The following is a 21,905-nucleotide window of genomic DNA, read 5'->3' on the forward strand; positions in this document are numbered from 1 at the left end:
CGGCCAAACCAGCGAAAAAAGGCAAGAAATAATCCTTGCCTTATCACGACAAAAGCGGCCTTCGGGTCGCTTTTGTTTTACTCATTACGGTGTTGTTGCACCATCTGTACTTTTATACTCTACTTGTTCTCTTTTACCGCATTCAGAAATGCTTTGGCAGGTTTGAATGCAGGGATATTGTGAGCGGGAATTTTAATTGTCGTATTCTTCGAAATGTTCCGGGCCGTCTTTTCAGCTCTCCGTTTGATGATAAAGCTACCGAACCCGCGCAAGAACACCTCGTTTCCCGCAACCATCGACTCTTTTACATTTTCCATGAATGATTCTATCACAGTCATCACCACCGTTTTCTCTATTCCGCTCTGCCGTGAGATCTGAGCGACAATTTCCGCTTTTGTCATATTGTTCTTGATTTTTATGAATACGGTGCAAAATTAACAAATATCTGCCAGTTACAACAATCCGGAGTTATTTGTCATCCCGAAAACTGCTTTTGCTGAATCCTCCGAACACGCCCCTCAAAAGCCTGCCCACTACCAAGAACACCAGCAATAAAATTATAATATCTCCCATAGGTCTTGTTTTTATATAGTTATATCCAACTTAAAGATACGAAAAAACGATGAATTACGCAAGCAATCTATTGATTTTCAATATCCATATTGATTTATAAGTTCTATTTCCGGATGCCCGGCACTCGTCCCGGTGTTCGGTTAAGCTGAACCTTGTATTTATTGAGAATGCTGTACACGGTGCTTTTACTTTGGACACCGCTTTCTTTCCAAATATCACGGATTGAATACCCATTGTTATACATATCCACGATTTTTTTGTCCCGTTCAGTTTTACTCATACTTTTTTTGGAAATCGGAATACTGATACTCTGCTGCAGGCGTATAATTTTATCCGACGACTTCCGCAAAACAGCCACTTCCTCCGGTAATGCCCCGAACATGGCCAATACTTCCGCCGGTGTCGTGTCCGGAAACAATTTGTTGTCGGTGTCAATTTTATCGTGAATGGAGATAATACGCACGACCTTGATGCGGCATAGCTCAATCAATGCCGATAGTTCCCGTAAACCACGAACGGCATTGCTGAATTTTGACATCACCAATTCGTCTCCTCTTTCAAGATTCGACATCAGTTGTTTCCATCTCGGCCTAAGCGTCTCGTGTCCGACCGATTCTTCAACCACCTGTACACACCCATATTGGCGCATCCATTCCTTATCCGCATCAAACGCATCGTAGGAATTAGCCTCGAATATATAACCGACTTTTGCCATATCAATATACAATATTCATGATAACAAGTGCAAATATACAAGTTTTATTCGAGTATATGAATCATACTATATTAAAAAACGAAAATCGTACATTTCCACGTGTTTTATCTTCACTTGTTTTCATTGGTAATCATACTATTAAGTACGATATTAAAAAATGCACAAAATACGGTTTTTCGGATGCGAAGTATCAAAAATAATATATAGTTTTGCACTAAATAGTACGAAATGATATAGTATGAAAACATTAAAATCGAACTTAAAACAGCCGATAATCTTTGCCAAAATAATTGCCGTTTCGATTGCCATATTCCTATGCGCGTCATGCGACAACGGCAATGGCAAACGATTGGCGAAAGCCAAGAATGACCCTGCCGGAACATACAGGGAATACCTGTCCGACATACGCAGGCAGAAAAAACTCTCCATTAAAGAATTGGCCGGACACCTCAAGCAATGGCAAACATTGAGGGATTCCGTATTCCTGCATCTCGAATGTGATACGCTTGGCCGGCTTCATTCCACTGTAAGAGAAGAGTGTGAACAGATACATGATTCCATCCGCATGGAATTTTCACGGATGGTGCTGTCTCAAACACGCACTTATAAGGATATACTGTGGGTAAAAGAACAAATCTCACCGCATCTTGAAGACAAAGAGTTGCATCGTGCGGCTGAAACAATCCGACCGTTCTTTGCCTCATTGGATAACCGGCCCGTCAGTCAGAGAAACCGACAACACATTCTTGCCACTTATCGAACTACCCTTGCTGAAACGATTGATTACGGTATTCATTGTATGGCAGACCTGACGACCTTTATCGAAAAGGAGGATGCCGTGTACCGGGCATTCCTTTCACGTCTGCCTGATTTCGACGGCGAGAATCTTTCCGACATCACTCATGACACGGAACGATGCTGTGCACAGATATTCCTTGCCGCCGAACGGAACGACATCACCTATCGCAATGCCATGATTTATCTGGCCATGCGCACCAACCGCAGGCTGATTCAGAATATCCGAACCTGTATCGACGACATCTGCAATAAAAAAGTCAAGACACCGGCACAGGCACAAGCCTACATCTGGATGCTTCTCCAGCCTTATTCGTCGTTGGACGGTTTCTGCCTGGCGTTGCTTTCAGCCGAAGAAAGAGAGCAACTCGATATGCTTGCCTCGCAGACACCCGACGCTTTCAGGGAGTTGGGCAGGATGCTGCACCCCGGAGACAACCGCTTGGACGAGCTGCCCGGAATGCTGATGGAGGCATTCATACACACGCTGTAAAATATAACAACAGAAAAAGATATGAATATGTTACGACATTTTTATAATGACTTCATGGCATTCGTCCCCCTGCAACTTCCGCAGTTGCTCGATGTGACGACGATGGAAGAACCGCAGTTCTACGGCGACTATGTGCTGCTTACGTTTCCGTTGCGCACCCCTTACGAACTGGACGAAGTAATGGATATGTTCGAGGACGACATGGAGTTGATCACGCTCTACCACCATATTCCGATGCGGACGGAAAAATTCGGTCACAGCACTTGTGCATACTCGAATCCCGCTTTCGGACAGATGTTCAAGATGAACGCCAAGACGGATACGGAGGGCAATGTAAACAGCATCCTTGTCACCATCTATGATTCTTTGGAGCAGATGTACGGGGACTTATGCCTCGACTTGGAACTACACTCCAAAAGCGGGTTCCTGAAATACAAGAAAGACAAGTCCGACGTGCTGATGAATTTTATATGAGAAACACCTTATACCGACAGATGGTCTATTGCATCAATGCCTACCGGACGTGGATAGAGGTTGCCGATGACAATCTCTACAAGGAGCATATCATCTCAAGAACCGACCGCACCGACTACCTCGTTTCCCGTACATTGGTACTGCGTGCCTTCAAGACGAACGGCATACACGCCGAGGGTACGACATGGACTATTCCCGAACACGAACTGGACAAGGCTTTGGCCATCTACCGAAAGCAAGACATTACATTCAAGCAGCGCATCAAGAAAGCGGCCATGTACTTTTCGCCCAAGGATGCCGAAACCCTTATCCGGCTGGCGACATACGGTATTGTCCAGTTGGAACTCATTGTGCGTCCCACTCCCATACCCGAAAAGCCCTATTACTTATGTTACTGAATATCCTGCTACTCATTTTCTGCGCGATACCTTTCGGGGTATCAATGTCATTGTACAAGAACAACAAGCGGTTCATGACACCCTTTTACATGGCAATGGCACGAAGCGGCAACGCCCGTAAACTGTATGTGCAAGTATGGCTGATATGCCTGCTTCTTTTCCATTATGTATATGCCTGTGGACATATGGGTGAGTTTGGAATCCTACTCTCTACCGGTGTCTGTGCCGCAATGTTTTCGTTCCGACGGACGGACAACTGGTTACGCAGGTTGCTTGACCGCCCCCGTGCATTTGTCACACTCGCATCGGGCGCACTGGTCATCGGCTTTGTGCCGCATCTGTACACCTTGGCGATAACCATTGCCTATCTTCTTCTGGCAGCCCTGTTCTATCCCTCCGTTCGGGTCATGTCCGAATGCAAGGATACGGACACACTTTCCGGATGGGCAAAGCATCCCGGAATGTTGTCAGAATCCTATCACGAGAATCATCACGCAAATCTGCCGCATGAAGCGGACAGCGGCAACACTGATATATCCGCACAATATGAATCATTAAAACCGAATGAAAATGAAAAATAACCAAAAGATACCTGTTTCCATATTGGCAGACAGGGAGGTATTCGAATATCTCAAGGAGAAAGGGGATGAACGCAAAACACGCACCGAAGCGTACTGTGACCTGTTGGACAAATCACTGGCAGGTTTCGTTTCTCCGTTTTTAAGAAAGAAGGCCTACGTGCTGCAACCCAACCAGTGCCACCTGACCGTTTCCGACCTCGCATCGGAGTGGCATTGGCACAGGGCTACCGTCCGTTCTTTTTTGAGTGCAATGGAGGCATTCGGTTTGCTGACCCGCATCCAGCTTCCCAAAAGCGTGGTCATTACCATGACCGTACAATCCGGTCAGGCAGCACAGCCCCGCAATGCACAGGAGCAGCCGGACTTTGCCAGACAGCTCCGTGAGGTATTGTCCGATTGGGTAATCGGCAAAACGACCGCTGCCGAAACTGGCGTAATATGTGGACAACTCGTAAGTCTGGCAAAGACTGAAATTGCCGACCGTGACACCGGACTCTGTTTGGACACCCATTCCAACACGACCTCCGCACATTCCGGCACTTTGGTCACGGAACATCGTGAAACAGCCTTGTGCTGCATCGCCCACGCCGCCCTGCAAAAAATCCTGCACAAGTCGAGATTCGATGACAGTTCGCCGCTTGTGGATTTCTTCCGGTTTGACCTCGGTGAAGAATGGGCTGCTTTCATCGAGTCCGCCAAAGACCTCGCCGGGCTGATTCTCGACACCGAGGCATCAGTGACGGACTTCGACATGGACGAAGACCAAGAACGCCTCAAATCGCTTCGCAAACCTTTTTTATCGCTTCTGGCAAAGGCACAGGCGATGGTGGATTGAACCGGGAGTCGAAAACAGATTGTATAACGCGAACAATCCACCTCCATCCCTTAACGGTTATCCTGCCGGTTATAGGAGGCACACGGGCTTGCCCGTCTGCCACGAAACAAAGGGAAGGGGGAGCCTAATACCCCGATAGGTCTCCGACCGTCGGTAGGCTGTCCGGGCAAGCAGCAAGCTGGGACAGGACGGATTGTCCAAACAACACGAAAAGAGTATGGCAGATCAAAAACAGGTACTTGATATGCAGGTGTCGAAAGGCATCACCGCAGCCCAAAGCAACGAACATTTGCGTGACCGCAGTGAAAGGGCGGAAAAGTACGCTATGAATAAGGGGAATTACGACCCCACACGCAAACACCTGAACTTCGAGATTGCGCCCGGAGGCAAGGTACGTCCCATTGACACGAGCCGCAACATTCCCGAACGGATGGCGGACATATTGGAGAGGCGTGGAATCAAAGACCCCAACGAAGGACTGGCAGAACCGAAGTACCGCACGGTGGTGAACTTCATTTTCGGCGGTTCCCGTAAGCGGATGCACGAACTCGCGTTCGGCACGCAGAACGTGGATTTTGATGAAGGTGCGAACAATACCCGTATCAAAAGAATGAGCGATATTGAACGCTGGGCGAAAGACGTCTATTCATTCGTGAGTGGCAAATATGGCGAGCAGAACATCGCCGCATTCATCGTACACCTTGACGAATTGAACCCTCATGTGCATTGTACTTTGTTGCCAATCAAAGACGGCCGCTTTGCGTACAAGGAAATATTCGCCGGAAAGGACAAGTTTGAATACAGCGCAAGGATGAAACAGCTTCATACCGACTTTTTCGCCGAAGTCAATACAAGGTGGGGAATGTCGAGAGGAACAAGCATATCCGAAACAGGCGCACGGCACAGGACTACCGAAGAATACCGCCGTATGCTATCGGAAGAATGTACGACCATCGAGGAAAATATAGACCGCCACCAAAAGGTGCTGGCAACCCTTCAATCGGACATCCGTCTGGCAGAGCGCAGGGTCAAGGGGCTTACGACAATGGTCGATAACCTTGAGAAGTCGAAAGCCGAAAAAGAGGCTCTGCTATCGGCAGCCGAACAGGATTTGAAAGCGAACAAGGGCGATGCGGAACAATTAGCCGCACAAGTTAAAAGTCTGGAGAAAGAGCTGGCAGGCATCAACAGGCAACTGGCAGACAAGCAGGAGAAGTTACAGACGGCTGACCGGCAGCTTGCCGAGCTGAAAGAGAACATGGATGCCATTGAGGAACGTACCGGGGAACTCAAGGAGGAAGCCTACAAATACTCCCATGATATACATTCCAAAGTGGACACGTTGCTCAAGGATGTCCTGCTGGAAAATGTGGTCGGCGAGTATAGGAACGTATCGGCACAGATGGACGTGGCGGAACGGCAACTGTTCGACGGCTCGCTCGTCCAGTCCATAGCGGAACAAGGTACAGACGTGATGCACTGCGCGACGATGCTGTTTCTCGGTATGGTCGATGATGCCACCACTTTTGCCGAAACTCGTGGCGGCGGAGGTGGCGGCAGCGACCTGAAATGGGGGCGCGATGAGGACGAGGACAACCGTGCATGGGCACTCCGCAGCATGAGGATGGCGAGCCGCATGATGCGTCCGGCCATTGGCAAGAAACCCAAACGGTAAGTGGCATACGTCTCATGACAAATCAAAAAGTATAACGAATAATATCATTGGAATATGACGAAACAAATCTTTTTTATATTGGCCGTGCTTTGCACGTTGCAGGCACAGGCAAGTATACAACCCGTACAGGTGGATACTGTACAACATACACCGTACTATAATGTCTCGGAGGAACTGCAACCGATACAGCCCGTCTATCTTGACGGAGTGGTACTTCCGGCATCCCTGACTGGCAACTGGTTTGTCAGTATTGCCGGGGGTACGTCCGCCTTTCTCGGCACACCTCTCGGCTGCGAAGACCTCTTCGGACGCTTGAAACCCTCGTACAGTTTCGCAGTCGGAAAATGGTTCACTCCGTCCGTCGGCGCACGTATCAATTACAGCGGTGTGCAGTTCAAAGATGGAACATTGTCCAATCAGGACTACCACCATATCCATGCGGATCTGCTGTGGAATGTCCTTGGCTGCAGATATGCCCGGCAAGAACAGGTACGCTGGAATCTTGCTCCCTTTGCCGGTGTCGGCCTGTTGCACAATGCCTCTAACGGGAATAATCCCTTTACTGTTTCGTATGGCGTACAGGGAGAATATCGGATTTCCAAACGAGTAAGTGCCATGTTGGAACTCTCCGGCACGACCACCTTTCAGGACTTCGATGGTTACGGACGCCCGAACCGCCTCGGCGACCACATGGTATCGCTGACCGCCGGTTTCACGTTTCATCTCGGAAAGGTCGGTTGGAAACGCGCGGTTGATGCGACATCTTACATTCGTCAGAATGAGTGGCTCGTGGATCATGCCAATATCTTATCCGGAGAAAACAAGCGTTATAAAGACTGGTACGACCGCAACCGACGGACGGTCGCAGAATTGAAGAAAATTCTGGAAATAGAAGGATTGCTTGACAAGTACGGTCATCTGGTTAATGACGATGAGACCGACCGCCGTCAAGGTTATCCCAGAAATAATTACAGCGGATTGAACTCACTACGGGCAAGATTGAAAAACCGGCATTGGGATGGAATCTCGCCGCTTGATTCTGCAAGTATTGGATATGGCAACAACGGAGATGATGCCGAGAAACCGGGCATAATCGTCTCTGAAAGGACGGAACTCATACAAGCCGGGAATTGCATCGGGTCGCCTGTCTATTTCTTTTTTAACCTCAATACGGCGCACCTGACGGATGCTTCCCAAATGCTTAACCTTGATGAACTGGCTCGCGTGGCCAAGAAATACGGATTATCCTTGAGAGTAACCGGTGCGGCCGACAGTTCGACTGGAACTCCTGTGCTTAATGGTTCATTAAGTACATCGAGAGCGGATTATATCGTTGCAGAATTGAAAAAGCGTGGCATACCGATCGAACGCATCGTCAAGGTAAGCAGAGGCGGCATAGCCGACCATGTACCGGTCGAAGTCAACAGGCATACGAAAGTAGAGTTGTTCTTTTAGTTTTTACATTCACTTTCATCGAGTCCCTCAATCTATAATTCGGATTGCAGGGACTTTTGTTATCAATGAGGGTAATAAGATTATAGGTTTCCTGAATCCTGATTACGCTTCGTATGACTGATAATATTTTCTGCCGAATTATGAAATAATCCGCTTACAATCACAAGATATTCCGGTAGAATACCATCCTTTCCCCAAAGCAGCTCTATCCCGAAAAGTTCCGAGAGTGTTCGTGTCATATCGAACCCGAATGCTTCAAGCGAGGGACGTACTTTGTCCGGATGCAGGCAAGGACGGTTGCATTTGCGGGCGCATTCGGAATCGGGACAGTATAGGCATTTTCCTACATAGGCGAATGCCTGACCTCCGTATCTGTGCTCCATTTCCAGCAATTCCCTTTCTATCCTGAGCCGTTCCGGTTTAATCAATTCCTGCGTTCTGTCTATCGGAATATTTTTCTCGACCGGAATTATTTTCGTGGCCATCAGGTGGGCATATTCATATTGGCGCAGAAATTCTCCGGTATCGAAATCGAACGGCGGGCATCCCCAACTATTACCGTAGTTGGGGCATTGTTTGCAAAATTCGACAAAACGTTTTTCGTCCCGGAAGCGTGAAATATATTCGTCCACGCTGATATTTGCTGTGAAATTCTCTATGATATATTCCTTAGTCATTGTCCCACTTTTATGAATCCTGTCGTGGCATCGAACGTCACACAATTATTTCGGAACAGCCGCTCGATGCAGCCGCTCCGGCGCATCTCTTCGGTCGGCATATACGACAACTGGGGTGGGTCGATAAGGGCTATCGCATCGGCAAGCGAGAGGGCGATATCCAGCTCGTGCGTGGAAAAAAGGATGCACTTGTTTTCTTCATGCGCCAGCCGTGCCAGCAGTGTACACAATTCGTAGCGGTTGGGCATATCGAGAAACGAGGTGGGTTCGTCGAGCAGGATAATCGGCGTATCCTGCGCCAACGCCCGTGCGATCATGATGCGCTGGCACTCGCCGTCCGACATCTTGTCCATCGTGCGCTCCGCATAAGCCTCCATGCCCACCGAGGCGAGCGACCGCATGACGATCTCCTTGTCGACCTCCTGCATCTTTCCAATCCAGTTGGTATAGGGTGCGCGGCCGATAGCCACGACATCCTTGCATTTGAGATTGGCGATGCGTGTGCGCTCGGTCGTGACGAATGCCAGCGTTCTGGCCATTTCTGCTGCTCGCATATCGGCGGCGTTATGCCCGTCGAGCAGGATTCGGCCGGTATAACGGCGGTTCAGTCCGGCGATGGCTCGAAGCAGTGTCGATTTGCCCGTGCCGTTGCGCCCGATAAGGGCAGTCAGCCTGCCCTTTTCTATGGTGGTTTCCACCTCGCAGAGCAAGGTGCGCTCGCCGTAGCCTATGGAAAAATCGTGTAACTTTATCATGCGGTGACGGATTTATTGCGCAAGACCACCCACACCACGATGGGGATTCCCAGCAATGCGGTGATGGCGTTGATCGGCAGGGTGAACATTTTAGAAACGAGGTCGCAAAGAAGCAGCACCGCCGCACCCGAAAGAACGGTTCCCGGTACGAGTACCCGATGGTCGCTGTTGCGGAACAGCATTCTCGTGACGTGGGGCATGGCCAGTCCGATGAAGCCTATCGGACCGCAAAAGGCGGTCACCGTACCAGCAAGCAGCGTCGTGGAGAGGAACAGCAGCCCGCGCGAGCGTCGGATGTTCAGCCCCATCGTCACGGCATACTCCTCGCCGAACAGCAGTAAGTTGAGCGGCTTGATCGTCACCACCGCCAACAACAGTCCGGCGATAATCGACGGGACGAGTACCGCAAGCTGGTCGAAGGTCACGTCGCCGAGCGACCCCATCGTCCAAATGACAAAGGCTTTCAGGGATTCTTCCTTGCTGAGATATTGCAATATCTGTACAATCGCGCCGACTCCCGACGAGAACATCATGCCGAGAATCAGAATCACCATGATGTCCTTGATGCGGTGGCCGACGGCGGCGATGACGACCAGCACGAGCGCCGCTCCGAGCCAAGCCGCCCCGGCAATGCCTATCGACGAACCGAAGCCTGCAAGCACGACGAGTGCCACGCCGAGGCTCGCGCCCGAACTGATGCCGAGCACGTAGGGGCCGGCAAGAGGATTGCGGAAGAGGGTTTGCATCTGAAGACCGCTGACCGACAGAGCTGCTCCGGCCAGCAACGCGACCACCGCCTTAATCAGTCGGATATTCAGTATAATTTTCGCCGTCGCCCGCGGGCAGTCGCCGCCCGTCAAAGCCGCCCATACATCGCCGAGCGGTACGGCGACTGCCCCCACCGCCAAATCCAGCAGAAACAGGAAAAGGGTGAGGGCGGCCAGCATGGCAAACAATATGGCGGAACGGGAGCGCATCTATTTCAGTTGCTTGTAATAGACGAAATCTTCCTCGACCAGTTCGGGGTGGAATATCTTCACGAGGTCTCGCAGCACGAGGTCGGGATTTACGACCGCCGACTCATAGTAGTCGTTGCCGCCAGCAGCATTGGTGCGGGCGTTGTTGTTATAGACCTGTCCACCACGGAAACAGCGGGTGTCGATGAACTTCGGGCATGCGGCTTTCAGTTCATCAAGCGTGTTCGCCATCCCCACATGCAGCCACATATCGGCTTGCGAGGCCAGCAGATACGCCTCTTCGAGGTCGATGGGCGCGGAAGCGTTTCCTGTGTTCTTCTTGTAGATGTAATCGCCTCCGGCATCTTTGATTAACCGGGCGACATAGCTTTCGGTCGAGGGCATGAACCAGCTGTCGCCGTAAGGCGTGTTGAGCATGACTGACGGAGCGTCGAGGATATTGTCCGCTACTTTCTTTTTCAGGACATTGTATCTGACGGGGATTTCCGCGAATACTTTTTCGCCCTCCGCCCGTTTTCCGATAACCTCCGAAAGTGCCACCAGCCATTCGGCTTTGCCCAGCGGAGACTCTTCGAGGTAATCGCCGACATACATGAACGGGATATCCAACTCTTTGAGCTTACCCTCCATCGAGCTTGCCCCGTTCACGCCGTAAAGCAACACGAGGTCGGGGTCAAGCGAGAGCAGCAGTTCGTAATTGATGTTCCCTTCGTAGCCCACATCTCCAACGCTGTCCCGCCGTGCCTGAATGTCGGGATTGGAGATGTAGTCGATGCCTGACACGCCGACTACGCGTCCCGTTTCGCCGATTGCGTCGAGCATGGCGATATGGGTCGAGGACATGCAGACGATGCGCTCGGCATCCCCCTTGAGCATCTGACCGGTGAAATCCGCCGGAACCTCTTCGTCATCACGGGCAATGAACAGGTTCGTAGTGATGCTGTCGGCGCCCTGCCAAGGGTTCGTGACGGTAACCAATACGCTCTTTTTGCCGTCTGCACCTTTTATGTCAAACCCCGAAGCGTATTCAGGTGTATAGACCGTTCGGTTGAAATCGGCGAGTTTTGAACTTTTATTGTGGCAGCCTGTGAATGCCAATACAAGTAGCAACAGCAGGCTTAAATTCTTTAATGCTTTCATATCGTTACATATTTGTATTTTCGGACTTTTTCTTGTTTTTCCCGAACTTCGGGGTAATGCCGATGAAGAACTCGAAGTTGATGCCGGGCATGGGGCGCGAGAGTACCGAAAGGTAGTCCTCGTTGAAGAGGTTGTTGACGGCGAATTTTAACTGGATGTCCACCGGTTTGAAAAACAGGTTTTTCTCCAACGAGACATTGCTCATGAAATATTCGGGCAGGTGTCCTGTCAGCGTATAGTCGTTGCTCGACATGGTGTAACGTTCCGAGTAGAACGCCCATTTGTAAAGGAACGCCCAAGTCCGCCACGACAACCGTCCGGTCAGCGATGCGGAGTGCTTCGGCACGTAGGGTAACTGCTTGCCCACTGACTGGTCAGCAGGCGACATCTTCTCACCTTCATTGATGGAGGGTGTCCACGAATAGGACCCGTTCAAGTCGATGAGCCAATCTTTCGCCGGCTGCACGGCGAAGTTCGCTTTGACCTCGACGCCGTAGGCGTGGACCTTCTTTACGTTGCGGGGCGAGAAGAAGCCCTTGGTGGTGGGCAGCCAGATAATCCAGTCGTCGATGTAGGAGTCGAACCAGTTCGCACCGCCGCTCAACTTGTAAATGCCTTTCTTGCCGACATCGAAACTCACCCCGGCATCATAACTGAAACCTTGTTCGTTTTTCAGGTTGGGATTACCTCCCGGCAAAAAGTATAGGTCGTTCAGAGTTGGGAAACGGTAGTTACGCGATATGGATGCTTTCAGCATCACATTTCCTTTCGGGGAAATGATACCGTCAATGAAGAAAGCCGGAATGAGTGGAATCCAATCGGAACCATACATCTCTTCCCGCAGTACCACCGACATACCCAAGCGGTCTATCGGCTGCCACTTGGCGGATACGGAGCCGGAGAGTTCCACGCGCCCCTTGTCATAGCCCACGATGGCCTTGCCACCGTCCTGCAAGATGATGTTCTTGTCCTCGCTCCGTACCAAATGCTGGTGTGCCGATACATTGGCGGTGAAAAACCATTTTTTATCCAAAGAATACTCTCCCTCCGCCTGACCGTAAAACGTGTTTACCTTGCTGCGGGAGCGGGTCATCGACGCCCAGTTGTCAGGTGCGACCTCACGCTTGTAGTCGTAGGCCATCCATGTGTGTATGTAACCGCCTTTCACGCCGAGTTTCCAGTTGCTTTTCATGTGATCCCAGGACAAGACGCTGCGGAACGTCTGTTCTCGCTGGCGGTTCTCGAAGTCGGTTGCATCTCCATAGTCGGTCGTCAACATCGGAAGTTCCCGGTTGGAGTTGATATACCAGGCGTTCAGCCCGAAACGGTCGCCTTTCCCGGTATTGTAATACACTTCCTGAAGCAAATGCAGGTCCTTGAACGCCCCGGAGCGGTTGCGCTCTTTCGGGTGATACTGTCCGACGATGTTCTTATCCTCGTCGTAGATGTTTATCTTTTTGTCGTGGTTGGTGTACTTGTAATCGTTAGGCGAGGAAGAATAGACCGCACGGGTGGAGACGTGCCACCGCTCACTTCCGTAGGTGAAGCGGGCGAACTCATCGAAGGTCTTGAACGAGCCGATGCCCTGCACGTACTGGGCGTTGAACCCTTCAGCGACTTCAGGAGCCGTGCCGAGTTTGACCAGACCGCCCAGTCCACCGCCCGTTTCGTTCACCGATGAAGTACCGTGCAGCAGCGATGCCTGGTCGATGAAGTAGGACGGAATGGTGGAGAAGTCGGTCATGCCGAGCATGGGGTTGTTGATGCGCATCCCGTTCCACGTCACCTGCGTATGGCTGGGCGACGTGCCTCGGAAGGCGACGGTCGAGAGCGTGGCGCGGCCGTAGCTCTTGACAAACACGGACGAGTTGAACGTCAGGATGTCCGCCATCGAGAGGGCGATATTTTCTTTCAGTGCGAGTGAATCGAACTTCGTCTTCTGCACGCCGATTTCCTTCATCGGCCGTTTGCCCCATACGGTCACCTCGTCTATCTGGTGAATACGCCGGGTGATTCCCTGCGCAGACAGCACGGATGGACAGACAACCAATATTGAGAAAAGTAAATATTTTGTATATGTCATTTCCTTTTGTTTTTAATATGGTTATTTACCGCAGCATATGCAGAGAATGATGCCCGCATAAAATCTTGATAGGCATTGAATCCGTTTTCTTCAAGCAGTTGGTCGTATTCGTCCTCGAATGAAAGTTCCTGATGAACCGTCTCTTGTTTCTCAATGTGGTGTTTTACCCGATTCAGATCATTGAATGACACGCTAAACGAATCAAATCCGGCTGCCCATCCTGAAAAATCCGCATATTCCGGATATTTTCGATAGACAACGCCTGTAGAACTTTTTACTTTATTGATAATCTTTGCGAAGTCCGTGGGAGATGGTATCTCTACAAGTATATGAACATGATTGAGAAAAGCATTGCAGGCATAGACATGACAGCCTTTCCTTGTGAAAATTTGTACCATCTGATCGAGAATCATTCCTTTGGTTGTCATTGGAATCGTCATCTCCTGTCTTTTCGTGATGAAAATAATATGGTATATATGCCGCAATTTATTCTTCATTTCCAACAAAATGCACCGGGGATAATCCCGACATAAAATTCATCTATCAATTTCCCTTCGGGCGAGTAGCGGTATATCATGCCCTGCTGCTGGTAATCGATGGCATCGGCGATGTACACTTCTCCGTTGGCGGGGTTTACCGTCAGTCCGTAATAAATCGTGCCGCTGTATTCGAGGAACGGACGTACCGGCACATGGCTGGCTGTCACGTCCATGCTCCAAATGGCCTTGTTGATCCAGTAGAGTTTGTCCCTGTCGCCATTGAGCTGCACCTCCGAGGGCCAGTCGCCCAACTTGAACTTGAACTGCTTCTCCACGGTGAAGGTCTCGGCATCGATGCGGTAGAGCGACGGGGCTTCGTAACCGTAGGGGCTGCCCTCATAACCGCCGTCGGTCACCGTCCACATTTTGTTGTACTTGTCCATGACCAGCGATGTCGGTTGTATGCCGACCTTCAGTTCATCGACTACTTGATCGGTTTCGGTGTCGATTTTGATGATGCGGTTCTGGTAACTCCAGCAGTTGCAATAGACGTATTTGCCGTACTGCACCATTTGCTCCGTCGAGCCGCTTTCCATCGTCATGTCCGGCACTTGAATATAGCCGGTAATTTCGTATTTCTTCGGGTTGATGATGAAGATGCGGTTGTCCCACAATTGGGTGACGTATGCTTTTTCGTCGCTTAGGAAATGAATGTAGCGCGGTGAGGTCAGGTTCTCGATGCGTCCTACCTCCTTGAAGGTGTTCAGGTCGATGGCGAAAATCACGTGGGAGTTGTTCACCACGACCCAGCCCTTGTTGTCGTAGATGGTCATCGACTGTGCCACGTCGCCGAGTTTCATGCCGTTGGCACGGAAGAAGATTTCGTTCTGCACCTGTTTGGTTGCCGGGTCGTAATAGGACAAGGTAGCATTGCCGTACTGGAAGTTGCCCTCGTTGGTGATGAACAGTCCGGCTCCCGTGGCGTTGAAATCTTCCACGGCATCGCCGTAGTCCCACTTCATGCAGGATGTCAAGGATAGTGTCACTCCGACAACTACGCTCCATAGCAGATATTTCAATTGGTGATAGGTCATACCGTTATTTTTATAGTTAATCCCCGGCAGCTTACCTTACGGTAAGCATACCGAGGATTGGCAGAAAATTTATTGTTTCGTTATCTATTCGGCAAGCTTGTACTTCCCGTCTTTCATCTCTTGGAAAGTGGGGTTGTAACCACATTCTTTGACAGACCATTGAGATTCTCCTGTTAGAACATTGTTTTCAAACAGGTATTTGAAAGAACTGAAATCAGTAACATCTCCTTGCCCGCTTATACTAATCCCTTTTGCTGATTTGAGACCTGAAAAATCAATGGACAAAATACCATTAGAACCAAAATCAGAATACGGGCATGTTATTGAAAGATTTTCGGATATTGATTCTACGTTAGGATAAGATACTTTATCTACTTCCATATCAAACATAAAAGAAGATGTTGCAATATCAAACTTCCCATTTATCGTTTTTAATTTGGGACATAGAATATTAGTAGCCTCAATCTCAAACTTAATTTGTGCATCAGCTCCATCCGTTCCAATGCTTTCCAGATTGGTAAACTCAATATCATTCTTAAGTTTGTAAGTCGTAACTGAACATGAACCGAGAATTTTTTTCAATAACGGGAAGGTAATATTATTTGCATTCCTATTTGTCCCTAATGTTAAGGTCCCTCCAATTTCCTGCAATTTAGGAAATTCGATTTCCGCCGCCGTATTAACACTTCCCGAATTCAATGCAATAGTCATATCTCCTGCCACACGAATAAATGGCATAACAAATTCTTTTACATAAAAATAATCTATGCATTGGAAGTCACCCTGTATATTTGAGATTCCTTCCAACGTAAATTCTGTCAATCGACAATCTTTAGGAAGTAGAAAAAGGCTACCGTTAAATGTTTCCGATCCTACGATTTTATTTAGTTGCTTACATTGTAGGGTAAGTGTATTTCCGTTAAAATTTATCTGGGACAAATCCAGTTCTTCTATGAGCAGATTAGTTAAAGTCATATCACCGAGTACATCTTTCAAAGAAGCTATATTGAGTTTATTGACTTTATTCGCATCCACACTGGTCTCTCCGCAGGAAATAAGACCGGGAAGTTCAACAATGGAAATTTCTTTGCAATTTTTTATAGTTAGTCCTCCAACCGAATGTAATTCGGTCATTGCAAGACTTCCGATGGAGGACATATCGGAGAATGAGGCAGTACCGGCCACACTTTCCAATGCCGGTAGATAAATTCCTTGCAGTTTGGGAAAATATTGGATTGTAAGTTCATTCCCGACCTGTTTGAGCGCTGAGAAAACAATGGCTTCGGTTGTCGCTGATTCTTTTTGTGCTACCGAACCTTTGACAATTAAGGAAGCTCCGACAGATTCAACGGCATTTGCATCCAAATCAAGTAAAGCATCGGAAGTTATATACATATCCTCACCAATGAACTCGACTTTGGGTATAGATATTTTTTCAATGACAGAACTGTTAACGACAAAATCACCGGTCACTCCAAGCAAAGAGGGCAGATTAACCGTTTTGAGCATTATGTTTTTACTGGCAGAAGTTGTCGAACCTAATTTGAAACTTCCGAGTTGTTCCAGATTATCCAACCCGGTCAAATCCGTTCCTTTGTAAGACGGATTGATGACAAGGGAGTTACTGATTTGTTTCAGGTTGGCAAGTCCGTCCAGATTGGTGATTTCTTCTCCGTCTGCCGTTCCGATGGTCAGGCTGCCTTCGATTTTGTTTATTCCTGTCTTTGCAAAATTATCAACCTCGGCTTGCGTGGCAAGTACTACGCTGCCGCTCTGTTCGATGTCTGTATATTGATAAGTATAGGAATATACTTTGCTATCCTGCATTTTGGAGGTAACTACGAATTTCCATTCATTCTCCCAATCCTCTATGGTCGATGGATTCGGGTTAATAGAGGCTCCCTCGCAAAGGGCATACTCTACGGTAGCCCCTTTCAGACTGGTATTATAAGGTATCTCAACTGTAATCTTGTCCCCGACTATCATGGCTTGATAGGTAATGCCATCTACAGTTAGAGCAAACTCGGAGATGAAGTGATCCTTGCCGTCTATTCCGCTTACTTCAGGGTCGTCATCACTACATGCAGCAAGGCAGAGCGTAGCGAAACAGAATAGGATGAAATGATATATTTTGTTCATAATGAATTTTATTTGTCGTTATTGTTGTTTTCATCACAGAACTTGAAAACTTCCGTGGAATTTTCCCCTAACCATCCGGCTTTTACATTGACTCCGGTCTGCACCTTGATAAAGTCGATATGGGAAAGGTTTGCAGACGTGCCGTCGATATTGAGCGCATCGGAAATCTTAAAATAGTTTCCAAGTGCTCCCGCGTTAGGATTGTCTTTATTGGGCATATCATCACCAATATTATCGGCATATCCCCACCCGAACGGATTATTGGACCACATGCCTGTCGACGGGCTTTGTTCGGTACGTGCTTTCAGGCATGTGCCGTATAACGTATAGGAATCCTCTTCAATCCACAAAGGATAATAAAACTCTTGCGGGTGATAGTTGCCGAGACGGTCAATCGCCCCTTTATTTCCCTTGTTGTCTTGCCATTGGGTGTCCATGTTGGGACCGGGACGGAAATAAGTTACGGCATAGTCCTGAATGGTTTCGGGTTTTCCATATTCAGAACCCTTCAGTTCATACCATTCATCGTTGGGCAAGCCGTCTCCATTGACATCTTGCATTACCCATACAATGCCCGGTTCATTTGACGAATCAAAGGCATTTCCTTTGATGGAAAAATCATAACCGCCTTTGTTTTCGATACTGTGGTCGAATCCTACTACAATATATCCTCCCCAACCTCCGAGAGAAACATATTGTTCATTATCAAGACGTTTTTGTGCGTAAGCACAGGCTGCTTCGTGCGTGCTTTCCCCATTGAAACCTGCTGTATTCGTTTCGTTTACAAATTGTCCCGGAGCCGGAACAAATTCATATACTTTATTGCTGTAAATGGAATTTCCGGCAGCAAAAGGTCTTTTTCCGGCCGCTTCACAACATTTCACCGGAATATTGACACTGACTTCATCGACACCGGAGACCGAAATATTACGGGTGAGCACTGCTTTTGTATCTTGATTGTCGTATTTCACAGTAAAGGTAAGCGTGTGTTCTCCGGTTTTAGCGGGTTTGAAACCGTAAACCAAAGAATTGGCTCCCTCAATCGGTTGCCCGTCCAAACTCCATTGATAAGAAGGCTCGGCACTTATTGATACAAAGGGGCGGACAAACAAAGTACGTCCTAATTCTACGTATTTGGTATTATTCTCGGTAAAATATAAAGATGACGGAACTACGATTTCAATCGGAAGTTTATCGACAACCTCAATAGAAACTGTCTTCTTTGATTGTCCGTCTTCATTTGTTACGGTTAAGGTCAGTTCATAAGTTCCCAACTCATCTTGCTTGAATGTATAAGTATTTTCCGTTCCGACTTCGTTTCCGTTAAGAGTCCACAAATAAGTAGCTCCTTCTGCATTTTGAATGTCGGGTGTAAGGATATACTCACGTCCTGCGACAACTTTAAGCCCTATAGAGGGGGTTACCAATGAAATAACGGGCGGAGCCAATTCATTGACATCCACACGAATTTCTTCCTCTGTGCTGGCATCCCTCGTATCCACACGCAGGGTAACGTAATACGAACCGCATTCGTTGAAAATGTATTTCAATTGAGGCTCGTCGGAAATGATACGACCGTTGCATTTCCATGAATAAACGGCGTAATCGACATTCTGATAGGTCGGCTCAATAACGACCTCTTTTCCTATCTTTACAACGTAGATTCCGTCCTCGCTATCCAACTCAATGACAGGAGGCAATATCACGTCCTGCGATATTTCTTCGTCTTTGTTGCATGCAAATAGAAATATCGTCAAGGAGAATAAAAGCAAATACTTCTTCATTATATTTATAATTTTAATGCTGAAATTCCCTTGAAGAAAGTATTTGATTCCAATCTCCATTGGGATATAATAAAAAGGGGCAAATACTTTGCACTTGCCGTTAAAAAGCATTTGCCCCAAATTCATGTTATTCGTTTACGGTTACATCAATATCGTCTATAGCAACGTAAGCAGGAGTGTTCAATCCGTATGCGCTTGAATCGCTTCCTTCGAAATTGATAGCTACAGTACATACGCTGTCACCTAAACCGCTTAAATCCACTTGATTCCATCCGGTACGGATTTTATTGGTCAAACCTGATTCTGCATCTTTACTGGAATCGAAGTTTGCCAAATAGTATTCTACTTCCTTACCTGTAGGTTTACCCGTCGCATCCAACGCAACAAATACCACCTTAAACCATCCTTTTTGTGCCGACAAAGAGCCTTGTGTAAACGAGTTGCCATCCTTCATGACTAAGTAGGTATAAGTCGTATTACAAACCCATACGCTGTTGAATTTACCATATTTCGGTGTACCCTTGACAGGAGTGTTTGTGGTAACGACTCTGTAGCCGGTTGCATCGGTCAGGTAAATCTTCGCACATTTGTCATAGGTTGCTTGTGAATCATTGTATGAATCGCTATAACCGAAAGCTACAGCAAAATTTTTACCGCTATGACCGCCGTTGGGCCAGTACACGCTACATTGGTTTTGATAATCCCCCTGTGTCAGATTATGGAAATTAGAGATGGCAAAACCACCATTCCAAAATTCATATTCCCAAGGCTGTCCGCTTACCCATTCTTGTTCCAAATAGTTAATCGGGAACTGAATGTACGTACCGGTTTGCCCGATTTGAGTGATGTAGCCGGTCGTTACCTGCTTGCCGTTGGCCGTGGCAGAATAGAGATTGTTTCCATACTGGTCAGAAGCCATTACGCTGGAAGGTACGTTATCAAAATCGATAAGCGCATTGGTAGAACTTATCGCGCGGGTTTGAATCGCACTCTCCTCATACGGAGCAAGGAAGTCATCGTCGGATGAACATCCCGTGAACACTGCGGCGGCCATTGCTACAACAGCCATTGCCAAGAATCTAAAATTCTTTTTCATAACTTAATTATTAAAAGTTAAACAAAAAGTTTAAACACACATTCGTTTTTATTGCGACAGATTTGCAACGAATGAGAAATCGGTTATCAAAAAGAATATAGGTGCCTGTGGACGAGCCTCTGTTCATTTTAATCTAATGCCAATTATCCCGTGGTCACTAAATCTATCTCATCAAGCAGGTCTTCTGGCTCATCCCGCTTATCGCGCCTTCCCAGCTTTCACCAGTGGCAAAGAGTGCGATAAACTTTAATAGGACTTACAGCTGCGAGTACAGCTCCGGATTTTCACCGGGATTCCCTTTTAATTCCGTTCGACGCTTCGATTGGAAACTTGACTGGTGCAAAGTTAATGGTTATTTTTTAATCTTGTTTCTTTTTCTGTGATTTTTATTTCAAGAAAGGATTATTTTATGGCGCGAATTGTATTTTCATGTTAATCAAGCATTTATAACAACCACGAATAGTCTTTTCCCCTTATGAATAATAGCGTTTCTCAATTATGGTCTCTTTTCATCTCACGTCGGCAATTCTCTTCGGAGAGATTTTATATGCAAAGGTACAGCGTGCGTCTGGTCGTCAAGTATCGCTTTCACTAACGGTTCCCGGATATTCTTCACGGCAGCCTTCCACAAATCGAAGATTGACTTTCACTCCCCACCTCGTTGCAGGGCATAGTCGGACGAGCCTGACTGTGCTCTTACATTGGGCGGTTGGGTATTCCGTTTCATCCCGTACACTGTTTACTTGCCTTATCCGTCCTTTTCCCGCTGTCAGTCCTGCATAAAAATCATTCCCCGACGAGAAGCCAAAAGAGTTTCAAGAAAAGGAAAAAAAGAAAATATTTGACAATCTAAAATTTACAATTATGCACAGCAGGATTTTTCAAATTTCAACGGAGCCGATAGACAAAGAAAACTATCTGAATGAGGACACACTCCAGCAAGGAGACGGGAGCTTCTATGACTATTGTTCAGAAATAGACGAGGAAGACCGTAAAGAGGATATTGCCAATTTGGTCAATCATGCCTTGCCCAAAGGAATGTTCGAGCTTATATCCGATGACACCATGCGCTATAATGGTGGAATAGAGCAATGGAAAGAGGAGTATGTCGCCAATATCAAAAAAAGAGCGAATGCTCTTACGGCAGATAATATGTTGGAATGGGGTTCGACCTATTATCTCAAACAGGCAGTGGAAAATCCGTTGGATGTCGCCTATCATTTCTATTTGGATGGCGATGGCTGCAGTCTTTTGCCGAACAGTCCTTTACGTTTATGGAGTTTGTTTGTAGGCTTGAACCGGGAACGATACTCTACATCGGAGGAGTTGTTGATTACCACTTCTGATGTTTGTCCGAAACATTGGCAACCACCCGCCTCAAAAGTGGGTGGTTGCTCTCTTTTTTGCACAGGCTCCCCGGTTACTTTTATAAATATGCTCTGCAGAGCTTCCGCCACCGGTTTCACAGCCGGTATATTCCTGTTTTAAGGGTATAATCCCTTCACAGCCCCGACATACGCCGCAGGTCTGTTTTCGTGTGCAAAGGTACGGTGGACGAACATTGCCCAAGTACCGCTATCGCTACCTGAAATAAAATTTGACGACAACTTTCCGTAATCGGAGATGACGGTATTTCATAAAATTTCATTGCAGGTTCCTTGCTCATCGTTCTTGCATCCCCCCGTTT

At 47.8% G+C, this 21,905-nt stretch carries 19 protein-coding genes, 1 pseudogene and 1 riboswitch; of the genes and pseudogenes, 8 read left to right on the plus strand and 12 right to left on the minus strand.

Annotated features, from left to right (window positions below; translation table 11 throughout):
• Positions 1 to 119: 119 nt before the first annotated feature.
• Both KTR07_RS04135 and KTR07_RS04140 read right to left on the minus strand, forming a co-directional pair.
• Positions 120 to 413: an HU family DNA-binding protein gene (locus tag KTR07_RS04135; RefSeq protein WP_255204174.1), complete on the minus strand. Its 294-nt coding sequence runs from the start codon at positions 411 to 413 to the stop codon at positions 120 to 122.
• A 263-nt stretch (positions 414 to 676) separates the two neighbouring features.
• Positions 677 to 1,288 (minus strand): recombinase family protein, encoded by a 612-nt coding sequence (locus tag KTR07_RS04140; RefSeq protein WP_005680028.1) that lies wholly within the window; start codon positions 1,286 to 1,288, stop codon positions 677 to 679.
• A gap of 238 nt (positions 1,289 to 1,526) precedes the next feature.
• Between KTR07_RS04140 and KTR07_RS04145 the strand changes: the two genes are divergently transcribed.
• The 7 genes from KTR07_RS04145 to KTR07_RS04175 all read left to right on the plus strand — a co-directional run bounded on the left by KTR07_RS04145 (position 1,527) and on the right by KTR07_RS04175 (position 7,994).
• On the plus strand, positions 1,527 to 2,576 hold the full coding sequence (locus KTR07_RS04145) for a hypothetical protein (protein WP_005680026.1): 1,050 nt from the start codon (positions 1,527 to 1,529) through the stop codon (positions 2,574 to 2,576).
• Between the two features lie 27 nt (positions 2,577 to 2,603).
• Positions 2,604 to 3,050 (plus strand): hypothetical protein, encoded by a 447-nt coding sequence (locus tag KTR07_RS04150; RefSeq protein WP_005680025.1) that lies wholly within the window; start codon positions 2,604 to 2,606, stop codon positions 3,048 to 3,050.
• Positions 3,047 to 3,448, plus strand: coding sequence for a hypothetical protein (locus KTR07_RS04155; RefSeq protein WP_005680024.1), 402 nt, complete (start codon positions 3,047 to 3,049; stop codon positions 3,446 to 3,448). Before KTR07_RS04150 ends, KTR07_RS04155 begins: the two co-directional genes overlap by 4 nt.
• On the plus strand, positions 3,439 to 4,029 hold the full coding sequence (locus KTR07_RS04160; protein WP_005680023.1) for a hypothetical protein: 591 nt from the start codon (positions 3,439 to 3,441) through the stop codon (positions 4,027 to 4,029). Before KTR07_RS04155 ends, KTR07_RS04160 begins: the two co-directional genes overlap by 10 nt.
• Positions 4,019 to 4,864 carry a hypothetical protein gene (locus tag KTR07_RS04165; protein ID WP_005680022.1) on the plus strand — a complete coding sequence of 282 codons (846 nt, stop codon included), beginning with the start codon at positions 4,019 to 4,021 and terminating at the stop codon, positions 4,862 to 4,864. Before KTR07_RS04160 ends, KTR07_RS04165 begins: the two co-directional genes overlap by 11 nt.
• A gap of 217 nt (positions 4,865 to 5,081) precedes the next feature.
• Positions 5,082 to 6,539 carry a MobV family relaxase gene (gene mobV, locus KTR07_RS04170; RefSeq protein WP_007482776.1) on the plus strand — a complete coding sequence of 486 codons (1,458 nt, stop codon included), beginning with the start codon at positions 5,082 to 5,084 and terminating at the stop codon, positions 6,537 to 6,539.
• 54 nt (positions 6,540 to 6,593) lie between these two features.
• Positions 6,594 to 7,994 carry an OmpA family protein gene (locus KTR07_RS04175; RefSeq protein ID WP_005680020.1) on the plus strand — a complete coding sequence of 467 codons (1,401 nt, stop codon included), beginning with the start codon at positions 6,594 to 6,596 and terminating at the stop codon, positions 7,992 to 7,994.
• A gap of 80 nt (positions 7,995 to 8,074) precedes the next feature.
• Here KTR07_RS04175 and KTR07_RS04180 read toward each other — a convergent pair whose 3' ends face one another.
• The 10 genes from KTR07_RS04180 to KTR07_RS04225 all read right to left on the minus strand — a co-directional run bounded on the left by KTR07_RS04180 (position 8,075) and on the right by KTR07_RS04225 (position 20,218).
• Positions 8,075 to 8,671 carry a DUF2284 domain-containing protein gene (locus tag KTR07_RS04180; RefSeq protein WP_008765501.1) on the minus strand — a complete coding sequence of 199 codons (597 nt, stop codon included), beginning with the start codon at positions 8,669 to 8,671 and terminating at the stop codon, positions 8,075 to 8,077.
• A complete protein-coding gene (locus KTR07_RS04185) occupies positions 8,668 to 9,426 on the minus strand; it encodes an ABC transporter ATP-binding protein (protein WP_004320578.1) in 759 nt (252 codons plus the stop codon). Before KTR07_RS04185 ends, KTR07_RS04180 begins: the two co-directional genes overlap by 4 nt.
• On the minus strand, positions 9,423 to 10,403 hold the full coding sequence (locus tag KTR07_RS04190; RefSeq protein WP_004320577.1) for an iron ABC transporter permease: 981 nt from the start codon (positions 10,401 to 10,403) through the stop codon (positions 9,423 to 9,425). Before KTR07_RS04190 ends, KTR07_RS04185 begins: the two co-directional genes overlap by 4 nt.
• The gene (locus KTR07_RS04195; RefSeq protein ID WP_004320576.1) at positions 10,404 to 11,543 is read right to left on the minus strand and encodes an ABC transporter substrate-binding protein; all 1,140 of its coding nucleotides are present in this window, start codon (positions 11,541 to 11,543) and stop codon (positions 10,404 to 10,406) included.
• A gap of 4 nt (positions 11,544 to 11,547) precedes the next feature.
• Positions 11,548 to 13,626, minus strand: coding sequence for a TonB-dependent receptor (locus KTR07_RS04200; protein ID WP_004320575.1), 2,079 nt, complete (start codon positions 13,624 to 13,626; stop codon positions 11,548 to 11,550).
• On the minus strand, positions 13,623 to 14,123 hold the full coding sequence (locus KTR07_RS04205) for a transposase (protein WP_004320573.1): 501 nt from the start codon (positions 14,121 to 14,123) through the stop codon (positions 13,623 to 13,625). The genes KTR07_RS04200 and KTR07_RS04205 overlap by 4 nt, the downstream gene beginning before the upstream one ends.
• Entirely contained in the window at positions 14,120 to 15,199 is a 1,080-nt protein-coding gene (locus KTR07_RS04210; protein WP_004320571.1) for a glutaminyl-peptide cyclotransferase, read from the minus strand. The genes KTR07_RS04205 and KTR07_RS04210 overlap by 4 nt, the downstream gene beginning before the upstream one ends.
• 84 nt (positions 15,200 to 15,283) lie before the next feature.
• The gene (locus tag KTR07_RS04215) at positions 15,284 to 17,338 is read right to left on the minus strand and encodes a DUF4971 domain-containing protein (RefSeq protein ID WP_004320569.1); all 2,055 of its coding nucleotides are present in this window, start codon (positions 17,336 to 17,338) and stop codon (positions 15,284 to 15,286) included.
• A gap of 8 nt (positions 17,339 to 17,346) precedes the next feature.
• Positions 17,347 to 19,248 (minus strand): PKD-like domain-containing protein, encoded by a 1,902-nt coding sequence (locus KTR07_RS04220; RefSeq protein ID WP_004320567.1) that lies wholly within the window; start codon positions 19,246 to 19,248, stop codon positions 17,347 to 17,349.
• Between the two features lies 1 nt (position 19,249).
• Positions 19,250 to 20,218, minus strand: a complete 969-nt coding sequence (locus KTR07_RS04225) for a DUF4465 domain-containing protein (RefSeq protein ID WP_004320565.1) — start codon at positions 20,216 to 20,218, stop codon at positions 19,250 to 19,252.
• 156 nt (positions 20,219 to 20,374) lie between these two features.
• Positions 20,375 to 20,567: riboswitch (cobalamin riboswitch) on the minus strand.
• A 515-nt stretch (positions 20,568 to 21,082) separates the two neighbouring features.
• Between KTR07_RS04225 and KTR07_RS04230 the strand changes: the two are divergent.
• Positions 21,083 to 21,564: pseudogene (locus KTR07_RS04230) on the plus strand (hypothetical protein).
• Positions 21,565 to 21,905 lie beyond the last annotated feature (341 nt).

The organism is Bacteroides sp. MSK.20.82 (assembly GCF_019052485.1).
GTDB lineage: Bacteria > Bacteroidota > Bacteroidia > Bacteroidales > Bacteroidaceae > Bacteroides > Bacteroides thetaiotaomicron.

What these genes read in the sequence shown, in the direction of transcription:
- KTR07_RS04140 (WP_005680028.1), bottom strand. Translation starts at nt 1,288, where the DNA reads ATGGCAAAAGTCGGTTATATATTCGAGGCTAATTCCTACGATGCGTTT.
- KTR07_RS04145 (WP_005680026.1), top strand. Translation starts at nt 1,527, where the DNA reads ATGAAAACATTAAAATCGAACTTAAAACAGCCGATAATCTTTGCCAAA.
- KTR07_RS04150 (WP_005680025.1), top strand. Translation starts at nt 2,604, where the DNA reads ATGTTACGACATTTTTATAATGACTTCATGGCATTCGTCCCCCTGCAA.
- KTR07_RS04155 (WP_005680024.1), top strand. Translation starts at nt 3,047, where the DNA reads ATGAGAAACACCTTATACCGACAGATGGTCTATTGCATCAATGCCTAC.
- KTR07_RS04160 (WP_005680023.1), top strand. Translation starts at nt 3,439, where the DNA reads ATGTTACTGAATATCCTGCTACTCATTTTCTGCGCGATACCTTTCGGG.
- KTR07_RS04165 (WP_005680022.1), top strand. Translation starts at nt 4,019, where the DNA reads ATGAAAAATAACCAAAAGATACCTGTTTCCATATTGGCAGACAGGGAG.
- mobV (WP_007482776.1), top strand. Translation starts at nt 5,082, where the DNA reads ATGGCAGATCAAAAACAGGTACTTGATATGCAGGTGTCGAAAGGCATC.
- KTR07_RS04175 (WP_005680020.1), top strand. Translation starts at nt 6,594, where the DNA reads ATGACGAAACAAATCTTTTTTATATTGGCCGTGCTTTGCACGTTGCAG.
- KTR07_RS04180 (WP_008765501.1), bottom strand. Translation starts at nt 8,671, where the DNA reads ATGACTAAGGAATATATCATAGAGAATTTCACAGCAAATATCAGCGTG.
- KTR07_RS04185 (WP_004320578.1), bottom strand. Translation starts at nt 9,426, where the DNA reads ATGATAAAGTTACACGATTTTTCCATAGGCTACGGCGAGCGCACCTTG.
- KTR07_RS04190 (WP_004320577.1), bottom strand. Translation starts at nt 10,403, where the DNA reads ATGCGCTCCCGTTCCGCCATATTGTTTGCCATGCTGGCCGCCCTCACC.
- KTR07_RS04195 (WP_004320576.1), bottom strand. Translation starts at nt 11,543, where the DNA reads ATGAAAGCATTAAAGAATTTAAGCCTGCTGTTGCTACTTGTATTGGCA.
- KTR07_RS04200 (WP_004320575.1), bottom strand. Translation starts at nt 13,626, where the DNA reads ATGACATATACAAAATATTTACTTTTCTCAATATTGGTTGTCTGTCCA.
- KTR07_RS04205 (WP_004320573.1), bottom strand. Translation starts at nt 14,123, where the DNA reads ATGAAGAATAAATTGCGGCATATATACCATATTATTTTCATCACGAAA.
- KTR07_RS04210 (WP_004320571.1), bottom strand. Translation starts at nt 15,199, where the DNA reads ATGACCTATCACCAATTGAAATATCTGCTATGGAGCGTAGTTGTCGGA.
- KTR07_RS04215 (WP_004320569.1), bottom strand. Translation starts at nt 17,338, where the DNA reads ATGAACAAAATATATCATTTCATCCTATTCTGTTTCGCTACGCTCTGC.
- KTR07_RS04220 (WP_004320567.1), bottom strand. Translation starts at nt 19,248, where the DNA reads ATGAATTTGGGGCAAATGCTTTTTAACGGCAAGTGCAAAGTATTTGCC.
- KTR07_RS04225 (WP_004320565.1), bottom strand. Translation starts at nt 20,218, where the DNA reads ATGAAAAAGAATTTTAGATTCTTGGCAATGGCTGTTGTAGCAATGGCC.